The 18,134-nt window shown below is 53.7% G+C and carries 20 protein-coding genes and 1 riboswitch; of the genes, 17 read left to right on the top strand and 3 right to left on the bottom strand.

Features of this window, described 5'->3' with window-relative positions; all coding sequences use genetic code 11:
- Nucleotides 1-3 precede the first annotated feature (3 nt).
- Entirely contained in the window at nt 4-219 is a 216-nt protein-coding gene (locus tag GC56T3_RS11450) for a zinc-finger domain-containing protein (protein WP_013145666.1), read from the top strand.
- 488 nt (nt 220-707) lie between these two features.
- Here the strand turns inward: GC56T3_RS11450 and GC56T3_RS11445 are convergent, their stop codons facing one another.
- Together GC56T3_RS11445 and cspD are read right to left on the bottom strand one after the other, a co-directional pair.
- Nucleotides 708-977, bottom strand: coding sequence for a DUF2564 family protein (locus tag GC56T3_RS11445; RefSeq protein ID WP_013145665.1), 270 nt, complete (start codon nt 975-977; stop codon nt 708-710).
- 130 nt (nt 978-1,107) lie between these two features.
- Complete coding sequence (gene cspD, locus GC56T3_RS11440; protein ID WP_003251474.1) at nt 1,108-1,308, bottom strand: cold-shock protein CspD; 201 nt, start codon at nt 1,306-1,308, stop codon at nt 1,108-1,110.
- Nucleotides 1,309-1,629: 321 nt separating this feature from the next.
- Between cspD and GC56T3_RS11435 the strand changes: the two genes are divergently transcribed.
- From GC56T3_RS11435 to GC56T3_RS19700, 13 genes are all read left to right on the top strand, one after another.
- The gene (locus GC56T3_RS11435) at nt 1,630-1,881 is read left to right on the top strand and encodes a hypothetical protein (protein ID WP_013145664.1); all 252 of its coding nucleotides are present in this window, start codon (nt 1,630-1,632) and stop codon (nt 1,879-1,881) included.
- 195 nt (nt 1,882-2,076) lie between these two features.
- Entirely contained in the window at nt 2,077-2,478 is a 402-nt protein-coding gene (locus tag GC56T3_RS11430; protein WP_013145663.1) for a sporulation protein, read from the top strand.
- 204 nt (nt 2,479-2,682) lie between these two features.
- Nucleotides 2,683-3,501, top strand: a complete 819-nt coding sequence (locus GC56T3_RS11425) for an MIP/aquaporin family protein (protein WP_013145662.1) — start codon at nt 2,683-2,685, stop codon at nt 3,499-3,501.
- Nucleotides 3,502-3,550: 49 nt separating this feature from the next.
- Nucleotides 3,551-5,041, top strand: a complete 1,491-nt coding sequence (gene glpK, locus GC56T3_RS11420; RefSeq protein ID WP_013145661.1) for a glycerol kinase GlpK — start codon at nt 3,551-3,553, stop codon at nt 5,039-5,041.
- A 568-nt stretch (nt 5,042-5,609) separates the two neighbouring features.
- The gene (locus GC56T3_RS11415; RefSeq protein WP_013145660.1) at nt 5,610-6,635 is read left to right on the top strand and encodes an ABC transporter ATP-binding protein; all 1,026 of its coding nucleotides are present in this window, start codon (nt 5,610-5,612) and stop codon (nt 6,633-6,635) included.
- On the top strand, nt 6,625-7,548 hold the full coding sequence (locus GC56T3_RS11410) for an ABC transporter ATP-binding protein (protein WP_013145659.1): 924 nt from the start codon (nt 6,625-6,627) through the stop codon (nt 7,546-7,548). The genes GC56T3_RS11415 and GC56T3_RS11410 overlap by 11 nt, the downstream gene beginning before the upstream one ends.
- A gap of 18 nt (nt 7,549-7,566) precedes the next feature.
- A complete protein-coding gene (gene opp4B / locus GC56T3_RS11405; protein WP_013145658.1) occupies nt 7,567-8,535 on the top strand; it encodes an oligopeptide ABC transporter permease in 969 nt (322 codons plus the stop codon).
- A gap of 16 nt (nt 8,536-8,551) precedes the next feature.
- Nucleotides 8,552-9,460, top strand: a complete 909-nt coding sequence (locus GC56T3_RS11400; RefSeq protein WP_013145657.1) for an ABC transporter permease — start codon at nt 8,552-8,554, stop codon at nt 9,458-9,460.
- Between the two features lie 15 nt (nt 9,461-9,475).
- Nucleotides 9,476-11,257, top strand: a complete 1,782-nt coding sequence (opp4A, locus tag GC56T3_RS11395) for an oligopeptide ABC transporter substrate-binding protein (protein WP_013145656.1) — start codon at nt 9,476-9,478, stop codon at nt 11,255-11,257.
- Nucleotides 11,258-11,318: 61 nt separating this feature from the next.
- A riboswitch (SAM riboswitch) is annotated at nt 11,319-11,423 on the top strand.
- Nucleotides 11,424-11,523: 100 nt separating this feature from the next.
- Entirely contained in the window at nt 11,524-11,829 is a 306-nt protein-coding gene (locus tag GC56T3_RS11390; protein WP_041468799.1) for a hypothetical protein, read from the top strand.
- 16 nt (nt 11,830-11,845) lie between these two features.
- Nucleotides 11,846-12,229 (top strand): VOC family protein, encoded by a 384-nt coding sequence (locus tag GC56T3_RS11385; protein WP_013145654.1) that lies wholly within the window; start codon nt 11,846-11,848, stop codon nt 12,227-12,229.
- 181 nt (nt 12,230-12,410) lie between these two features.
- Entirely contained in the window at nt 12,411-12,893 is a 483-nt protein-coding gene (locus GC56T3_RS11380) for a PaaI family thioesterase (RefSeq protein WP_013145653.1), read from the top strand.
- 104 nt (nt 12,894-12,997) lie between these two features.
- Nucleotides 12,998-13,168 (top strand): hypothetical protein, encoded by a 171-nt coding sequence (locus GC56T3_RS19700; protein WP_193568240.1) that lies wholly within the window; start codon nt 12,998-13,000, stop codon nt 13,166-13,168.
- On the opposite strand, the gene GC56T3_RS11375 is transcribed toward GC56T3_RS19700, so the two are convergent.
- Complete coding sequence (locus tag GC56T3_RS11375; RefSeq protein WP_013145652.1) at nt 13,152-13,568, bottom strand: PaaI family thioesterase; 417 nt, start codon at nt 13,566-13,568, stop codon at nt 13,152-13,154. The two genes, GC56T3_RS19700 and GC56T3_RS11375, sit on opposite strands and share 17 nt — an antisense overlap.
- A gap of 283 nt (nt 13,569-13,851) precedes the next feature.
- Between GC56T3_RS11375 and hutG the strand changes: the two genes are divergently transcribed.
- From hutG to hutU, 3 genes are all read left to right on the top strand, one after another.
- On the top strand, nt 13,852-14,820 hold the full coding sequence (gene hutG, locus GC56T3_RS11370; RefSeq protein ID WP_013145651.1) for a formimidoylglutamase: 969 nt from the start codon (nt 13,852-13,854) through the stop codon (nt 14,818-14,820).
- Between the two features lie 4 nt (nt 14,821-14,824).
- Entirely contained in the window at nt 14,825-16,306 is a 1,482-nt protein-coding gene (locus GC56T3_RS11365) for a helix-turn-helix domain-containing protein (protein ID WP_013145650.1), read from the top strand.
- Between the two features lie 168 nt (nt 16,307-16,474).
- Complete coding sequence (hutU, locus tag GC56T3_RS11360) at nt 16,475-18,130, top strand: urocanate hydratase (RefSeq protein ID WP_013145649.1); 1,656 nt, start codon at nt 16,475-16,477, stop codon at nt 18,128-18,130.
- Nucleotides 18,131-18,134: the final 4 nt, after the last annotated feature.

The following is an 18,134-nucleotide window of genomic DNA, read 5'->3' as shown; positions in this document are numbered from 1 at the left end:
CGTATGGGAAAGAAGCGGAACCGACGCAAAGAAATATTGGACCAAATCGCTTGGCTGGAGGAAACGTACTGCGATGGCTGCTTTTTAAAAAGCACGTTCCGGAAAGAGTACGGCAAAACGTACGCCCAATCGTTTTGCATCCAGCAATGCACGGTCGGGGAACAAATGCGGCAGTACGGGGAGATGCTTCTATCAGCGCCGCCGCGTCCGCGTCGGTAATGAAGGAATTTTTTTCAAGAGGCGGTTGGTGCGGGCGATAGGAGCCCCAATCTGCGCTTTCGCGAGCCTGGGGCGGTGCCGGCTGCGACCAGGCAAGCTTTGGCGTTTGAACGGAGAAAGCGGATGCGCTGCGAAGGCCGGTGATTGACAGAACATACGTTTTAATATGGAGAAACCTCAAAAGCTGTTCTTCTTTTCACTCCAAAAGGAAATCGCTGTTTGTCCTCCGCCTTAATAGATGCAATTTAAAGCTTTCACATTTGTAGCTTTTACTGAGCATTGGATCGACTGTCGAACGACCGAACAAACACCGCTTTCAGCCCCATGTATGGGTCTGAGAAGCGGGTGGTTGTTCGATCGTCCGTCACGCCAAGGCGTGACGGAGGCAAGCAAAGGCTTGCCCTCGACAGTCGAAAAATTGATAAGTGGCTTTTCTGTCAAAGAAAAGATATGTTAAACGTTTTGGTTGCATCTATATCGTTTTGCTGTTATTGCTGCGCCTCGCGAAGCTGGTGTTCGGCGCGGGCCAATGTTTGTTCGCAACGGGCGAGAAAATCACCGTCGACGCCCGTTGCTTCTTGGCGGGCGCGCGCAAGTTGGTCGCGGGCGTTTTTCACCGCTTGTTCGGCATGGCGAAGCATCTCGGGGTCGAGCTGCATCGTCGCCTGGCCGACCATTTTCTCCGCCGTTTCGACGAACATTTCCACTTGCTTTACATCGTTGTATCCCGTATGTACGTCGGCATCGCGTCTGGCCATATGAACACCCCCTTTTCTTTATTGTTTGCCGCTTGGTGAAATTTATGCCAATCAAATGAAAAAGGCATCCTGCGATGGTGCAGGATGCCTTTCTTTCCGCTCCCGTTCTCTCGTCTATGTCAACGAAGTCTTATAATTTGACAACGTTCGCTGCTTGCGGTCCGCGGTTTCCTTGGACGATTTCAAACGAAACTTCTTGGCCTTCTTCTAACGTTTTGAACCCTTCACCTTGGATCGCCGTGAAGTGGACGAATACGTCGGAACCGCCTTCCACTTCGATGAAACCGTAACCTTTTTCGTTGTTAAACCATTTTACTTTACCACGTTGCATAATACTGAATTCCTCCTAATACCTTTAGCCTGTTCGGCTAACCTCAAGATTTTTATCAAATAACAAAATATACTTCACAGCCATCCAAGATGCGTCTTCATGTTGAATGCCTGAAATATATTCTGTTATGTGATGACTTTACTATACACTACCGCGGGTGGCTGCGTCAAGCAAAAGAAAGGAAATTTCCGAAAAAAATTGTTTGCCGGCCCGAAAAACAATGCGTTGAAAAGGAAAGCGGGCCGCTGGGGAGAAAAAAGTCATGAGCAGGCAACAACGGCCATACATTGGAATAGGAACGACGAAAAGGGGGAGAAGCGGATGTACCGCGGAAAAATCGCGGGAAAAGAAGTGATCGTTCGATTGGGCAACCGGGTCAGCCGCCGCTATTTCAGCGACAATAAAATTTACCACATGGTTCTTTCGTACGGAGAGTCGGCGTTTCGCAAAGGGCAGGATATGTTTTGCATCTATAATGACCGCGTCGGCTTGATTGTTGCGGAAGTCGAGCAACAGGACGTCCCGGTCATTCGGATCGATTACATTATCGAAAACGAAAATGTGTACGAATAACCAATTGACAGCTGAAGGCGAATGCGGTAATCTCGAATGTAAGCGGTAACAAAACAAGCCGCATTCGTCCCTGTTTCTCCCAGGGGGCAGACGTGCCGCGCCAGCATCGTCTGTTTATTTTTTGGCTCGCGTTGAAACAGGCGGCTTCGTTTTTTCGTATGATGATATGACAAGAGAGACAAAGAGGTGACTGCGGTGTTATTGCGCAAAATGATGTCAAGAGTCGGAGTCGGGTCGGCGCACGTCGACTTGATCTTAAATAAATCGTTATGGCGCCAGGGGGAAATGATTCAAGGGATCGTCCACATTTACGGCGGAACGGTGGAACAAATGATCGAGCGGCTTGATGTGGAGCTCGTGCAAAAAACGATCGAAAACGGCAAGGAACTGGATGACATTGTCGCCGTCATTCCGGCGGCCGGAGCGTTTTCGATCAAGCCGGGCGAGAAAAAGGAGATCCCGTTTTCCTACACGATTCCGGAAACCTTGCCGCCATCGCGCCCCGGCCGGTCGTACCGGTTCATCACCCGCCTTCATATCGAAGACGCGGTCGATACGCTCGACTTCGATTACGTGCAAATTTTGCCGAAGAAATAGGTTGACAGCGTTTTCAACAGATGATATGCTAAAAGCAAGTTAATAATGTTGTGGTGGAGAAGCGGAGACCCACACATATTCCTCGTTGCTTAGCGGGGAAGTGTGTGGGTTTTTGTTTTTCCACCCAACGTCTAACCCTCCGGAGGGGCCGCCCAAGCAGGAAATAGCAGAGGAAATCACGAATGAAAAGGGGGAAGAGAACAAATGTCGCCATTTTTAGGGGAATTCATCGGTACGGCACTGCTCATCATTTTCGGCGCTGGTGTGTGCGCCGGGGTCAATTTAAAGAAATCATATGCGGCCAATTCGGGCTGGATTGTCATTACGATGGGGTGGGGGCTGGCGGTGGCCGTGGCCGTATACGCTGTCGGCCGGTATAGTGGCGCCCATCTCAATCCAGCGCTGACAGTGGCATTGGCCATAAGCGGCGATTTTCCATGGAAAGATGTCCCTGGCTATGTGTTGGCACAAGTACTTGGCGCTATGGTTGGGGCTGCCGTCGTCTATCTCCACTATTGGCCGCATTGGAAGGAAACAGACGACCCGGGTGTCAAGCTTGGCGTGTTTGCGACGGGTCCGGCAGTGCCGAATACGGCTGCCAACTTGCTTAGCGAGATCATCGGAACGTTTGTGTTGGTTTTGGCCATCTTGGCCATTGGCGCCAACAAATTCGCTGATGGGCTCAATCCATTTATCGTTGGTTTTTTGATCGTGGCGATTGGACTGTCGCTCGGCGGTACGACGGGATACGCCATTAATCCGGCCCGAGACTTTGGACCTCGCTTAGCCCACTTTTTGTTGCCAATCCCAGGGAAAGGGTCATCGAATTGGGCGTATGCGTGGGTGCCGATCGTCGGACCGCTGCTTGGGGGTGCGTTAGGCAGTTTGGTCTATAAAGCCGTTTTCTTGGAAAAACCGACAGGCGCATTATGGGGAGTGCTGGCGGCAACCGCAGTCGTTTTGGCGGCGGCGAAGATGGCAAAAGGAAAAACAACCAGCGCCGCAAGCCGCCGTTCTCTCTAGTTGGCGTACGGGGTTTGTAAGCAAATAAAGGAGAAGGGGGAAGAATGTCATGAATCAATACATTTTAGCCATCGACCAAGGCACAACCAGCTCGCGCGCGATTTTGTTCAATCAAAAGGGCGAAATCGTTCATATGGCGCAAAAAGAGTTTACGCAATATTTTCCGCAGCCCGGCTGGGTCGAGCACAACGCCAATGAAATTTGGGGATCGGTGCTTGCTGTCATTGCCAGCGTCTTGTCCGAGGCGCAAGTGAAGCTGGAACAAGTGGCGGCGATCGGCATTACGAACCAGCGGGAAACGACGGTTGTGTGGGAGAAAGACACCGGCAACCCGATTTACAACGCCATCGTCTGGCAGTCGCGGCAGACGGCCGGCATTTGCGATGAACTGAAAGCGAAAGGGTATGACCCGCTATTCCGCGAAAAAACCGGCTTGCTTATTGACGCCTATTTTTCCGGGACAAAAGTGAAATGGATTTTGGACCATGTCGAGGGGGCGCGCGAACGGGCGGAGCGAGGAGAGCTGCTCTTTGGCACGATTGATACGTGGCTCATTTGGAAGCTGTCCGGCGGCCGCGCCCATGTAACCGATTACTCGAACGCGTCGCGCACATTAATGTTTAACATTCATACGCTCGAGTGGGATGACGAGCTGCTTGCGATTTTAAACGTGCCAAAGGCGATGCTTCCTGAGGTGCGCCCGTCCTCGGAAGTATATGCGAAAACGGTTCCGCATCATTTCTTCGGCGTGGAGGTGCCGATCGCGGGAGCCGCGGGCGACCAGCAGGCGGCTTTGTTCGGCCAGGCGTGCTTTACGGAAGGGATGGCGAAAAATACGTACGGCACCGGCTGCTTTATGCTGATGAATACGGGGGAAAAAGCGGTGCAATCGAAACACGGGCTGCTTACAACGATCGCCTGGGGAATTGACGGCAAGGTTGAATACGCCCTTGAAGGCAGCATCTTCGTTGCCGGTTCGGCCATTCAATGGCTGCGCGACGGCTTGCGGATGATCAAAACTGCGGCTGATAGCGAAGCGTACGCCGAAAAAGTCGAGTCGACCGACGGGGTGTATGTCGTACCGGCGTTCGTCGGGCTTGGCACGCCGTATTGGGACAGCGAGGTGCGCGGGGCGGTGTTTGGCCTCACGCGCGGCACAACGAAAGAGCATTTCATCCGGGCCACCTTGGAATCGCTCGCTTACCAGACAAAAGATGTGCTCGCCGCCATGGAAGCCGATTCCGGCATCTCGCTGACCACGTTGCGCGTTGACGGCGGGGCGGTGAAAAACAATTTCCTTATGCAGTTCCAGAGCGATTTGCTTGCCGTTCCGGTCGAACGTCCGGTTGTGAATGAAACGACGGCCTTGGGTGCGGCGTATTTGGCCGGGCTGGCGGTCGGCTACTGGAACAGCCGAGATGACATCGCCGCCCAATGGCAGCTCGAGCGCCGGTTTGAGCCGAAGATGGATGATGACAAGCGAACGATGCTCTACGATGGCTGGAAAAAAGCGGTGCGGGCGGCGCGGGCGTTTAAATAAGGAAAAACGCAGATGTCTCGTCATGGGCATCTGCGTTTTTGTATTTTGGCTTGCACATTACGGAGCGGAAGAAAAATGAAACGGCATCGCCCTCCTCTGTTTGTCGAGTAAAGTCGATTTTTTTCGCCGCGCATTCAACAAAACAAAAAAGCTGAGCATTTGAAACATTAATATATATAGATGCAATTTGAAGCTTTACCATTTATAGCTTTTACCAAGTATTTGATCGACTGTCGGGCGACCGAACAACGCCGCTTCCAGACCCATATATGGGTCTGTGAAGCAGGTGGTTGTTCGGTCTTCCGTCACGCCAAGGCGTGACGGGGCAAGCCTGTGGCTTGCCTTCGACAGTCGAAAATGGACAAACCGCTTTTCCGTCAAGGATATGTTAAACTTCTTCGTTGCATCTATATAGTCAAACAAATTTGTGTTCTAAATAATCATATATGATAAGGATCAAATTACAAAAAAATGTTGAAAATACAAAAAATATCGTGTAATATTATCATAAAATTATATGTAGTCTAAAATTTAGTTGCACTAACTTCACGAAAAGGGGAAAGGCGCATTGAACAAACAGCCGTTGCTGGAAATAGAACGACTGCGTGTTTCGTTTCAAATTGAGGGCGCTTATTATGCTGCGGTGGATGATGTTTCCTTGACCATTGAGGAAAACGAAGTCGTTGCCCTTGTCGGCGAGTCGGGGTGTGGAAAAAGTGCTCTCGCTCTTTCGATCATGGGGCTGCACCCGCCTGAGAAGACGAAAGTGGAAGGGCGTCTGCTTTTTAAAGGGACAAATTTGCTGTCGTTGTCTGTTTCTGAATTGAACCGGATTCGCGGCAAGGAGATCGGCATGATCTTTCAAGATCCGCTCACGGCGCTTAATCCGCTCATGACCGTCGGACGGCAAATTGAAGAAAGCATGAATTACCATTTGCGGCTGCCGGCGGCGGAAAAAAAGAAACGAACGATTCGACTTCTTGAGCGAGTTGGCATTCCCGAGCCGGAAAAAGTGTATCACCGTTATCCGCATGAACTGTCCGGGGGAATGCGGCAGCGGGTGGTCATCGCCATCGCCATTGCCTGCGAGCCGTCGCTTTTGATTGCGGATGAGCCGACGACGGCGCTTGATGTGACGATTCAAGCGCAAATTATGGAGCTGCTGAAAGAACTGCAACGACAAATGAATACAAGCATTATATTGATCACTCACGATTTAGGGGTTGTCGCGGAAATGGCCGATCGGGTCGCCGTGATGTATGCAGGCGAAATCGTTGAGCTCGCGGATGTCGACACGATTTTCCACCGGCCGCTTCATCCATACACTCGCTCGTTGCTGCAGTCGATCCCGTCCGCACAAGTGAAAAAAGATCGTCTCCATGTTATTCAAGGGATTGTTCCGCCGCTGCATAAACTGCCTCGCCGAGGATGCCGTTTTCAACCGCGCATCAGCTGGATCGGGGCGGAACAGCACGAGCCGGAGCCGCAGCTGCGTGAAGTGGAGCCAGGACATTGGGTGCGTTGCACGTGCTATCGGCATTTTCACTTTCCCGATGATCAAACGACAAGAGAGGTTGATTACGGTGCTTCTTGACGTGCGGCATTTAAAGGTGCACTATCCGGTGCGCGGCGGGTTTTTTCGCCGCGTCGTCGACTACGTTAAGGCGGTTGACGATGTCAGTTTTTCGTTGAATCGAGGAGAGACATACGGGCTTGTCGGTGAATCAGGATGTGGAAAAACGACAACCGGGCGCACGATCATCGGCCTGATTCGGGCGACGGCCGGCGAGGTGCTGTTTGAAGAAACGGATTTGACGAAGTTGCCTCGCCGCCAGTTTCATCCATATCGCAAGGACATTCAAATGATTTTCCAAGATCCGTATTCTTCACTCAATCCGCGCAAACGTGTGCTCGATATCATCGCTGAGCCGCTGCGCAATTTTGAAAAGCTTTCGCCGCATGAGGAGCGGAAAAAAGTCCAGTCCATGCTGGAACGCGTCGGATTAAGCGCCGATTCAATTTATAAATATCCGCATGAGTTCTCCGGAGGGCAGCGCCAGCGCATCGGCATCGCCCGCGCGCTTACGCTCAATCCGAAGCTGATCATCGCCGATGAGCCGGTTTCGGCGCTCGATGTCTCGGTGCAGGCGCAAGTGTTGAACTTTATGAAAGAAATTCAAGCAGAATACGGGCTGACATACTTATTTATCAGCCATGACTTAGGAATCATTCGCCATATGTGCGACCGGATCGGCATTATGTACCGCGGCCGGCTCGTGGAAGAAGGGACGAGCGACGAAATTTTTACAAACCCGCAGCACATTTACACAAAGCGGCTTCTTTCCGCCATTCCGAACGCCGATCCGCGTGAGCGCGGCAAGCAGGCAGCGCTGCGCCGCGAAGTGGAGCAAGAATATGCGCAAGCGTATTCGCGCTATTTTGATGAAACCGGGCGAGCGTACCCGCTTAAGCCTATATCGCCGACCCACTCTGTGGCTATTCCATAAAGAGGGGAAGACAGAACGATGCTAAAGTTTATTTTGCGCCGCATCTTGATCATGATTCCGCAGCTATTCTTGTTAAGCGTCCTCATTTTCCTGCTGGCGAAAGCGATGCCAGGCGATGCCCTGACCGGCCAGCTGGCGGCCAATCCGAAAATGGATCCGCAAACGCTTGAAGAAATGAGGGAAAAGCTCGGCCTTAACGATCCGGTACATATTCAGTATATCCGCTGGGTGAAAAATATGTTGCAAGGCGACCTTGGCCTCTCTTATACCCACCAGCAGCCGGTGACCGACTTGCTGGCTGGAAGAGTGGGGAATACCGTACTGCTGTCGGCGGCTATTTTAGTGTTGACTTATCTCATCGCCATTCCGCTTGGCATCGTATCAGGGCGATGGACGGACACATGGGCCGACAAGCTGATCGTCGGCTACAGCTATATCGGCTTTGCAACGCCGCTGTTTATCTTTGCGTTGATCATGCTGTTTGTGTTCGGCTTTCATCTCGGCTGGTTCCCAACCGGGGGGAGCGTGGACATTCAAGTTGAAGAAGGAACGCTTGCCTACTATTTAAGCAAGTTGAATCATCTCATGCTTCCGGCTTTATCGGGCGCGCTCATCAACACGGTCGTCACCATTCAATATTTGCGAAGCGAAATCATTGATACGAAAGTGAAAGATTTCGTGAAAACAGCGCGCGCCAAGGGCGTTCCAGAACGCCAGATTTACTGGCGGCACATTTTGCGCAATTCGTTTTTGCCGATCGCAGCGTTTTTAGGCTATGAAATTACGGGTCTCATCGGCGGTTCCGTTTTTTTAGAGTCTATTTACAGTTATCCAGGGCTTGGACAACTGTTTTTGCAGTCGATTATGCAGCGCGACTACAGCGTCGTGACGGCGCTCGTGATGATTTCCGGGGTGGCGACGCTTGTGGGGACCTTGCTTTCTGACATTATTTTAAGTGCGGTCGACCCGCGCATCCGCATTGAGTAAGAGAGGGGCGTGGAGTATGAAAATCGAGGTGAACCGTCCTGTTCCAGCTGAAATAGCCGCTGAGAAAAGCCCTTCCGCTCTTTCGATTATGTGGCGGGAGCTCGTCCGCGATCGGCTGGCTCTTGTTTCGCTCATTATATTGTCCGTCATTTTGCTGATTGTTTACGGCGTTTCCATTTTTTTAGACCAAGAGGAAATTGTAAAGGTAGACTTTTTGGCCATTCATTCACCTCCATCGGCGGAACATTGGCTTGGCACCGATTATGGCGGCCGCGATGTGTTCGGCCAGCTCATCATTGGAGCGCGCAACTCCTTTACGATTGGGCTGGCGATTACGCTGATCACAGGCGCAATCGGTCTTGCGGTGGGGCTTGTGGCCGGCTATTTCGGCGGTTGGATCGACAATGTCATCATGCGCATCATCGATTTTATTCTTGTCTTGCCGTTTTTAATGCTGGTGATCGTCTTTGTAGCCATCGTCCCGAAATACAATGTGGCGACGTTCATTTTGATTATGAGCGCGTTTTTATGGACGGGCAAAGCCCGGCTCATTCGCGCCAAGACGCTTGCCGAGCGGGAATTGGACTATGTCAGCGCATCCAAGACGCTCGGGACGCCGGATTGGAAAATCATTTTGTTTCAAATTTTGCCGAACTTAAGCTCCATTATCATCGTCAATTTGACGTTGAACTTAGCCGGCAACATCGGCATTGAGTCAGGTCTTACATACCTGGGGTTCGGGCTGCCGGAAAGCACGCCAAGCCTTGGGACGCTGGTCAGTTATGCGACCAATCCCGATGTGCTGCAAAACAAATGGTGGGTATGGCTGCCTGCATCATTGCTCATTTTGGTGATGATGCTGTGCATAAATTTCATCGGCCAAGCGTTAAAACGCGCGGTTGATGCAAGACAACGATTAGGATAAAGGGGGAGAAAAACAGTGAAGCGAAAGTGGATGGCGGCGCTCGCTGCGATCCTGCTCGTGCTGGCTGGGTGCACGGGCAAGTCGGAAACGACCGACGGAAACAGCAATAAGGAAAAACCAGCGGCGCAAAAAGAAGACATCAGCAAATTCCCGATGACGGTGAAAAACGACGGGAAAATCATTGATGGCGGCGTGCTGAAGTACGGGCTTGTGTCCGATACGCCATTCGAAGGAACGCTCAGCTATGCGTTCTACACGGGAGCGCCGGACGCTGAAATTTTGCAATTTTTTGACGAGTCGCTTTTCCGCACGAACGGCGACTATGAAATTACGAATGATGGCGCCGCGACATACGAACTATCTGAGGACAAAAAGACGATGACGATCCGCATTAAGGACAACGTCAACTGGCATGACGGCCAGCCAGTGACGGCCGAAGACTTAGAATACGCATACTTGGTCATTGGGCATAAAGATTACACAGGCGTTCGTTATGGGGATGCGCTTATTCAAGACATTGTCGGCATGGATGAATACCATAGCGGCAAAGCCGATAAAATCGCTGGCATTAAAGTGATCGACAAAAAGACGTTGACAATTACATGGAAGCATGCAAATCCGTCTGTGTTGACCGGCATTTGGGCGTACCCGCTGCCGAAGCATTATTTGAAAGACGTGCCGATCAAACAGTTGGCGCAGTCGGATAAAATTCGGAAAAATCCAATCGGGTTCGGGCCGTTTAAAGTGAAGAAAATCGTTCCGGGCGAATCGGTCGAATTCGTCCGCAACGACGATTATTGGGCGGGCAAACCGAACTTGGACGGCGTCATTTTGAAAGTCGTCAGCCCGCAAGTGGTGTTGCAAGCGTTGAAAAAAGGGGACATCGACGTCGCCGAATTCCCAACCGACCAATACGTGAATGCAAAAGGAACGAAAAACCTGCAATTCATCGGCAGGATCGACTTGGCCTACAACTATATCGGCTTTAAACTCGGCCATTGGGATGCGAAAAAGCAAGAAAATGTGATGGACAATCCGAAATTCCAGAACAAAAAGCTGCGCCAAGCCATGGCGTACGCCATCAACAACCAAGAAGTGGCTGATCGCTTGTATCACGGCTTGCGCTTCCCGGCGACCACGCTGATCCCGCCGTCGTTCCCGGGATACCATGACAGCTCGATCAAAGGGTACACGTATAATCCGGAAAAAGCAAAACAGCTGCTTGATGAGGCCGGCTATAAAGATGTGGACGGCGACGGCTTGCGCGAAGATCCGAACGGCAAAAAGTTTACGATCAACTTTTTGGCGATGAGCGGCGGCGATATTGCCGAGCCGTTGGCGAAGTTTTACATGCAATGCTGGAAAGACGTTGGCTTGGATGTCCAATTGGTGGACGGCCGTCTAGCGGAGTTCAACTCGTTCTATGACATGGTTGAAAAAGATGATCCGAAAGTGGACGTTTACGCTGCTGCTTGGGCAACGGGAACGGATGTCGACCCGTACGGCCTGTACGGCCGCAACGTCATGTTCAACTACTCGCGTTGGGTGAACGAGAAAAATGATGAGCTGCTGGAAAAAGGCCATTCCGAGCAGGCGTTTGACAAGGAGTATCGCCGGAAAATTTACAGCGAGTGGCAAAAGCTGATGAACGAAGAAGTGCCGGTCATCCCGACGTTGTATCGTTCCGCCATCTATGCGGTCAACAACCGCGTCGCCAACTTTACGGTTGATCCGAGCTCGAAGCTGACATGGAAAGATGTCGGCGTCACGTCCGAGCAGCCGGAAGTGGCGGAATAAACAAAAAAGCGATTGCTTCTATGGGATTCGATATGGTAACATGAAAGACAAATGATCATACGTCTTATCAAGAGTGGGCGAGAGAACGGGCTTGATGACCCCACAGCAACCTGCCGTAGGCAAGGTGCTAACACCTGCAAAGCGGTTTCGCTTTGGATGATAAGAACGGCTGCCCCCTTTCGCATCATTCCGAGGCGGAAGGGGGTTTTTGTCGATGGGGGGTGAAGGGGGAAACAGTGGAGAGGGACGTTTCCATCCGAGCTTGCATGGCCGCTCATCTTCCTGTTGCAGCGTTCGCCGTTCATGTCATGCGCTGTGTGCTGGCGGAACTCATCCGGTTTGACCCTAAGGCGGCGGTGCATGTCGACCGTGGGGACGGATACGTTCATTTGTATGGGGAAGCGCAAGGAACAGCCTTTTCGTTGTTGTTGACCAACAGTGAGGCGGACGAATGGAAGGCGGAAGGACCGTACGCCCTTGACCGCTACATATGGACAGAGCTTGGGAAAAAAGGGATTTTCCCGATGCAGATGACGCCGTATTTACAAGCTGTATGGTTAATGGAGTCATAGAAAGGAAGAGGGACGAATGGCAGTTAAAAAATTTGAACATGTCGGCATTCAAGTGAAAGACATCGAGGCATCGAAAGAGTTTTATCAAAATGTTGTCGGCTTGGAGCTGCTTGACGAAATGATTCATACGAACGGCACGATGAAATTGGCGTTTTTAGGGATTGGCGGCTCGATCATTGTCGAGCTGATCGAAGGATACAACCCGGATTTGCCGACGGAAGGAAAAGTGCACCATGTGGCGTTTACGGTCGAAGGCATTGAGCAGGAGAAAGAACGGCTTCAGTCGCTCGGTGTGCCGCTTGTGTGGGAAGAAATAACGACACTTCCGAACGGGGCGAAATATTTGTTTTTCCGCGGGCCCGACGGTGAATGGATCGAGTTTTACGAGCCTGCTCGATAAATGGCGTCACGCTAGGCGGCCAGCTGTTTGGGCCGCCTATGAATTTGCCGTCTGGCGATTGGCGCTTCGTTCCATTTTTCTTCGTATGGCCTTGCCTGCCGCTAGACAACAACCGTCCATGTAGGAGTCGTCGTCTTCTCGATTCAATGGTATACTAGAAAAAGAGAGGGGGGAGGATGACGTGGAAGAAATGATCGTGCACGCGATTCAAGACGACTACCCGGATGAATTCGCCTGGTGCTACGGCTGCGGCCGTTTGAATGAGCAAGGCCATCATTTCCGCACCGGGTGGCGGGGCGACAAAACGGTGACGGTGTATACGCCGCGCCCGGAACATACGGCGATCCCCGGGTTTGTGTACGGCGGGCTGATCGCCTCGCTCATTGACTGCCACGGCACCGGGTCGGCGGCGCTTGCTTTGCATCGGAAAAACGGCCACGAACCAGGGAGCGGGGAAACGCCGCCGCGCTTTGTCACCGCGTCGCTTCATGTCGATTTCGTCAAGCCGACGCCGCATGGCGTGCCGCTTGTCGCCGTCGGAACGGTGACGGAGATTCATCCGAAAAAATGGAAAGTGGATGCCGAAGTGTTCGCCAACGGCGAACTGTGCGCCCGCGGGCAAGTCGTAGCGGTCGTCATGCCGAAAACGTTTGTCCATGGGTAACAAGCAACGAAAGGCGCCGGAGAGCGGCTGTTTTTGACAGCGCTTTCTCCGACGCTTCGCTCGTTGCGCTCGGTCCGCTTGGGAAAAAGCGGACATCTTCGCAAGTGACATGTTCATCCTTGGATGGCGGGGCGAAACGGGTTGCCGATCGAACGCTTCTAGGCATGGCCGCTGCCAACAGCCCGATTCAGTTGGACCGGTTTGGCGCCTGCCTCGGCGCCAGCGTTGCACTTCCCTTCCATGAACGAAAGCGCTTTTTTACGGTTTATCCATAATCAGCACCGAGGAGGTCGCGCTCGCCACCTCTTTGCCGTTTTGCCGGACGACGGCGGTTACATAGGCGACGGTTTTTCCGAACCTTTCCACCCGCGCTTCCACTTCGGCTTCCCCTGCCGCTGCCGGGCGGTGAAACGTCGTCTGCAAGTTGATGGAGGCGTGCATTTGGTCATCGCGAAGCAAGGTCGTCACCGCATACGCCATGAGAATGTCCGCTGCCGCTCCGACGAACCCGCCCATGATCACCCCGTTGCCGTTGAGCAGCGATTCATGGATCGTCCATACCCCCTTCGCATAGCCGTCACGGGCTTCCGTCAAGCGGACGCCGAGCGTCTCATCGCACAGCGGCGGCGCGCTTTTTCCAGCAATGACGTCATGCAAGTTGGTGATTGGCTTCATCTCGAACATCCTTTCTGTTGTCCATTGCATTTTTTAGAAAATGTGTATGTCTTCAAGAACTGTTTTCATGCCCGGGTGGAGGGCAAAACGCCGCCCGCGGATCGTCTCGGTGAACATCACGGATCCTGCCGCAGCGATTTTCATCGGGTGGTGAGCGAAATGGGTTCATGGATGTGTTATTCGCCAAACAGCGGCGATTTCCTCTTTTCGCGTACACGGGAAGGAGAACAGTGAAAGAACGGCGAAAGAAACAAGCAGCGGATGATGGAAAGGAGATGGTCTCATGTATCAACCGCCAGACGCCGGCCGTTGGACGGGACGGATTGACAGCGTGAGCGATGAGCAGGCGTTTCGCCTTCATCAGCGCATTCGCCTGCTCGATTTGTCCAAGCCATTGGAGACGGTGGAACGAGCGGCGGCATTCATTGGGTTTGCGTGCGACGAAGGCGTGCGCCGCAACCAAGGCCGCCAAGGGGCGAAAGAGGCGCCGGCCGCCGTCAAAGCGGCGCTCGCCCGGCTGCCTTGGCATCTTCCGGAAGGGGTCATTGTCTATGACGCAGGCGATGTCGTTTGCGTCGATGAACGGCTCGAACAAAGCCAGACGGAACTTGGGAAGGCGGTCGCCCGCCTGCTGAAAAACGGGATGGCGTCTATCGTGATCGGCGGCGGCCATGAGACGGCGTACGGCCATTACTTGGGCGTTCGCGAAGCGCTCGGGCCCGAAGCCCGCCTTGGCATCCTCAACATTGACGCCCATTTCGACTTGCGCCCGTACGATGACGGCCCGACGTCCGGGACGATGTTTCGGCAAATATTGGATCAAGACGAACGGGTTCGTTACTTCTGCCTCGGCATTCAGCGGCTCGGCAACACGGCGGCGCTGTTTGCGGCGGCCGAGACGTACGGCTGCCGTTACATGCTGGAAGACGAGCTGACCGCAGGGCCGATCGAGGCTGCCTATGAACAAATTGAGAAATTTGCCGCCGATCATGATGCGGTGATGCTCACCTTTTGCATGGACGCCATCAGCGCGGCTGCCGCGCCGGGGGTGAGCGCGCCGTCGCCGTTTGGACTCGCTCCATCGTTGGCGCGCGCTCTCATCCGCCGAATCGTTTCTCATCCGAAAACGATCAGCGTCGATCTTTGCGAAGTCAATCCACTCTGGGATGAAGGCGGAAAAACGGTGGCGTTGGCCGCCGCCTTTTGCATGGAAGCGCTCCTTCATTTTCGACGCTTGCAGCCAAGGCGGTGAGAACGTGAAATTGGTCATTGCCGAACGGGACGACAAAGAACGGGAAGCGATCCGCTGGCTCGTTTCCGCGTATTCGCTGCCGATCGAGCAGGTGTACACGGCGGCCAATGTGGAGGAGATGATGGCTCTTCTTGAGCGGGAGGCGCCGGAGCTATTGTACGTCGAACTGGATATGATTCCGTATGAACGATGGTCAAAGGCGACAGCCCACGTCCGCTTGTTTTGCCAACGCGTGATTGCCGCAACGGCCGAGGCGACGTTTGCGCGGGCGAAACAAGCCATCGACTGGCAATGCGTCGATTTGCTTGTGAAGCCGCTTGAGCCCGCCAAGCTGAAGCAGGCGCTGCGGACGGCGGCGTCGCGTTCCCCGGGGCGTCCAGGCTTGCCGACGGGGTTGGACGCCCATCACGACGATTACCGCTCATTATTTTGCGATTTTCCTTCCACGGCCTCCGCGCATGTATGGCTCGTGCAGGCGGAACAGCCCGCTTTGTCTCAAGAAGTGATCCGTTTCTTGATGGATTACCCGTTTCGCGGACGGGCGCGTGTATTGCCGCTCACCCGTATGGCGGTTTGCCTGCTTCCCGATTTGCCGGGCGACGGGAAAGAAGAGGCGTGGAAGCTGCTGCGCGATTGGGAGGAAGATCATCATGAGCCGCTCGCGGTTGTCGTGATGCCGCCTGATGGCCGGAGGACGGTGCGCGCGCAATACCAAGCGGCGCGCCGGTTGCTCGAGACGACGTTTTTCATTGGCTATCGCCAAGTGATCGCTCCCGCTTCGGAATACGAACAGTGGCGTGAGCTCGATCCGTTTTTGACGCCCGAGGAGCAGCGGCAATGGATCGAGATGCTCGAGCGGTTCGACCACGAAGCGGTGAAACGGTGGCTGCAGCGCGAGTTTTGGCACTGGTCGCCGCCGTTTCCGAGTCCGGAGATGGTGCGGACGCGGCTGACAAGCATCTTGGCGCAAATCCGCCGGTTTATGAAAACATACGGCCTTGACCGCGGCGGAACCGAGCGGGAATATATGCGCATCTTTCAAGACATTTTGTACAATCCCGTCTTGTATCGTATCGTTCAAGAATTGATTTTATTTTTATATCGGTTGTTCCATGAGGCCAAGCAGGCCGAGGAAGATGCGCGCGTCGACGCCGTGGAGCGCGGCCTCCGCTATATGGAGGCGCATTTTCGCGATCCGTCGCTCACGCTTGAGCGGGTCGCGGCCGCTGCCGGGCGCAGTCCCGCGTATTTCAGCCATTTGTTGTCGAAAAAGCGGGGCGTGACGTTTCGCCAGTGGCTGACGAATCGGCGGCTTGAGGAAGCGAAGCGGCTGCTTCGGCAGACGGACTTGTCGATCAAAGAAATCGCCGAACAAACCGGGTTTCGCACCGCCCATTATTTGATGCGCGTCTTTAAAGCCGAACTGAACCAGACGCCGACCGCCTACCGCGATGAACAACGGCTGAAACCGTCATCACCGCGGTAGGCGGTTTTTTCAAAAGAAATGAACATATATCAAAAGAAATGGATAGATGAAGTGAAAAGAAAAAAGAAATTTCGAAAAAATTGGATCATCTTGAAAAGACGAGAATCTATCTCCATCCTCTTGGCTTCCTTACAATAAAAAGCAAAGAGGAAAAAGGAGAGGATGACGATGGCAGAAAAACGGACCGTACGCCCGTTTGCGGGAACAGAGCGGCGGGCGAAAGGATGGATTCAAGAAGCGGCGTTGCGCATGTTAAACAACAATTTGCATCCCGATGTCGCCGAGCGGCCGGATGAGTTGATCGTCTACGGCGGCATCGGCAAGGCGGCGCGCAACTGGGAATGTTACGAGGCGATTGTGGACACCCTTCTTCGTTTAGAAAACGATGAAACGTTGCTCATTCAATCTGGCAAGCCGGTGGCGGTGTTTCGCACGCATCCGGACGCCCCTCGCGTGCTGATCGCCAACTCCAACCTCGTGCCCGCATGGGCGACGTGGGACCATTTCCACGAACTTGACAAAAAAGGGTTGATCATGTACGGACAAATGACGGCCGGCAGCTGGATTTACATCGGCAGCCAAGGAATCGTCCAAGGGACATATGAAACGTTTGCCGAAGTGGCGCGCCAGCACTTTGGCGGCACGCTGGCCGGGACGATCACGCTAACCGCCGGCCTTGGCGGCATGGGCGGGGCGCAGCCGCTCGCCGTGACGATGAACGGCGGCGTCTGCCTCGCCATCGAAGTCGATCCGGCCCGCATCCAGCGCCGCATTGACACGAATTACTTGGATACGATGACCGACAGCCTAGACGCGGCGCTCGAGATGGCGAAACAAGCGAAGGAAGAGAAAAAAGCGCTGTCGATCGGCCTTGTCGGCAATGCGGCTGAAGTGTTGCCGCGTCTCGTCGAAACGGGCTTTGTTCCGGATGTCTTGACCGATCAAACGTCCGCCCACGATCCGTTAAACGGCTACATCCCGGCTGGCCTTACGCTTGATGAGGCCGCCGAACTCAGGGCGCGCGATCCGAAGCAGTACATCGCCCGTGCGAAACAGTCGATCGCCGCGCATGTTCGAGCGATGCTGGCGATGCAAAAGCAAGGGGCGGTGACGTTTGATTACGGCAACAACATCCGCCAAGTGGCAAAAGACGAAGGGGTGGACGACGCCTTTTCCTTCCCAGGTTTTGTGCCGGCCTACATCCGTCCGCTCTTTTGCGAAGGAAAAGGGCCGTTCCGCTGGGTGGCATTATCCGGCGACCCGGAAGACATTTATAAAACCGATGAAGTCATTTTGCGTGAATTCAGCGACAATGAGCGTCTTTGCCATTGGATTCGCATGGCGCAAAAACGTATTAAGTTCCAAGGGCTGCCGGCGCGCATTTGTTGGCTCGGCTACGGCGAGCGGGCGAAATTTGGCAAAATCATCAACGACATGGTGGCCAAAGGAGAGCTGAAAGCGCCGATCGTCATCGGCCGCGATCATTTGGATTCGGGCTCCGTCGCTTCGCCGAACCGGGAGACGGAAGGAATGAAAGACGGAAGCGACGCCATCGCCGACTGGCCGATTTTAAACGCGCTGTTGAATGCGGTTGGGGGCGCGAGCTGGGTGTCGGTTCACCACGGTGGCGGCGTCGGCATGGGCTACTCGATTCACGCCGGCATGGTCATTGTCGCCGACGGCACGAAAGAGGCGGAAAAACGGTTGGAACGGGTGTTGACGACCGACCCGGGGCTTGGTGTGGTCCGCCACGCCGATGCCGGTTATGAGCTCGCCATCCGGACGGCGAAAGAAAAAGGCATTGATATGCCGATGCTCAAGTAGAAAG

This window comes from Geobacillus sp. C56-T3 (assembly GCF_000092445.1).
GTDB lineage: Bacteria > Bacillota > Bacilli > Bacillales > Anoxybacillaceae > Geobacillus > Geobacillus thermoleovorans.
The sequence above is the reverse complement of the archived record's forward strand: the minus strand, read 5'-3'. Positions and strand labels throughout refer to the sequence as shown.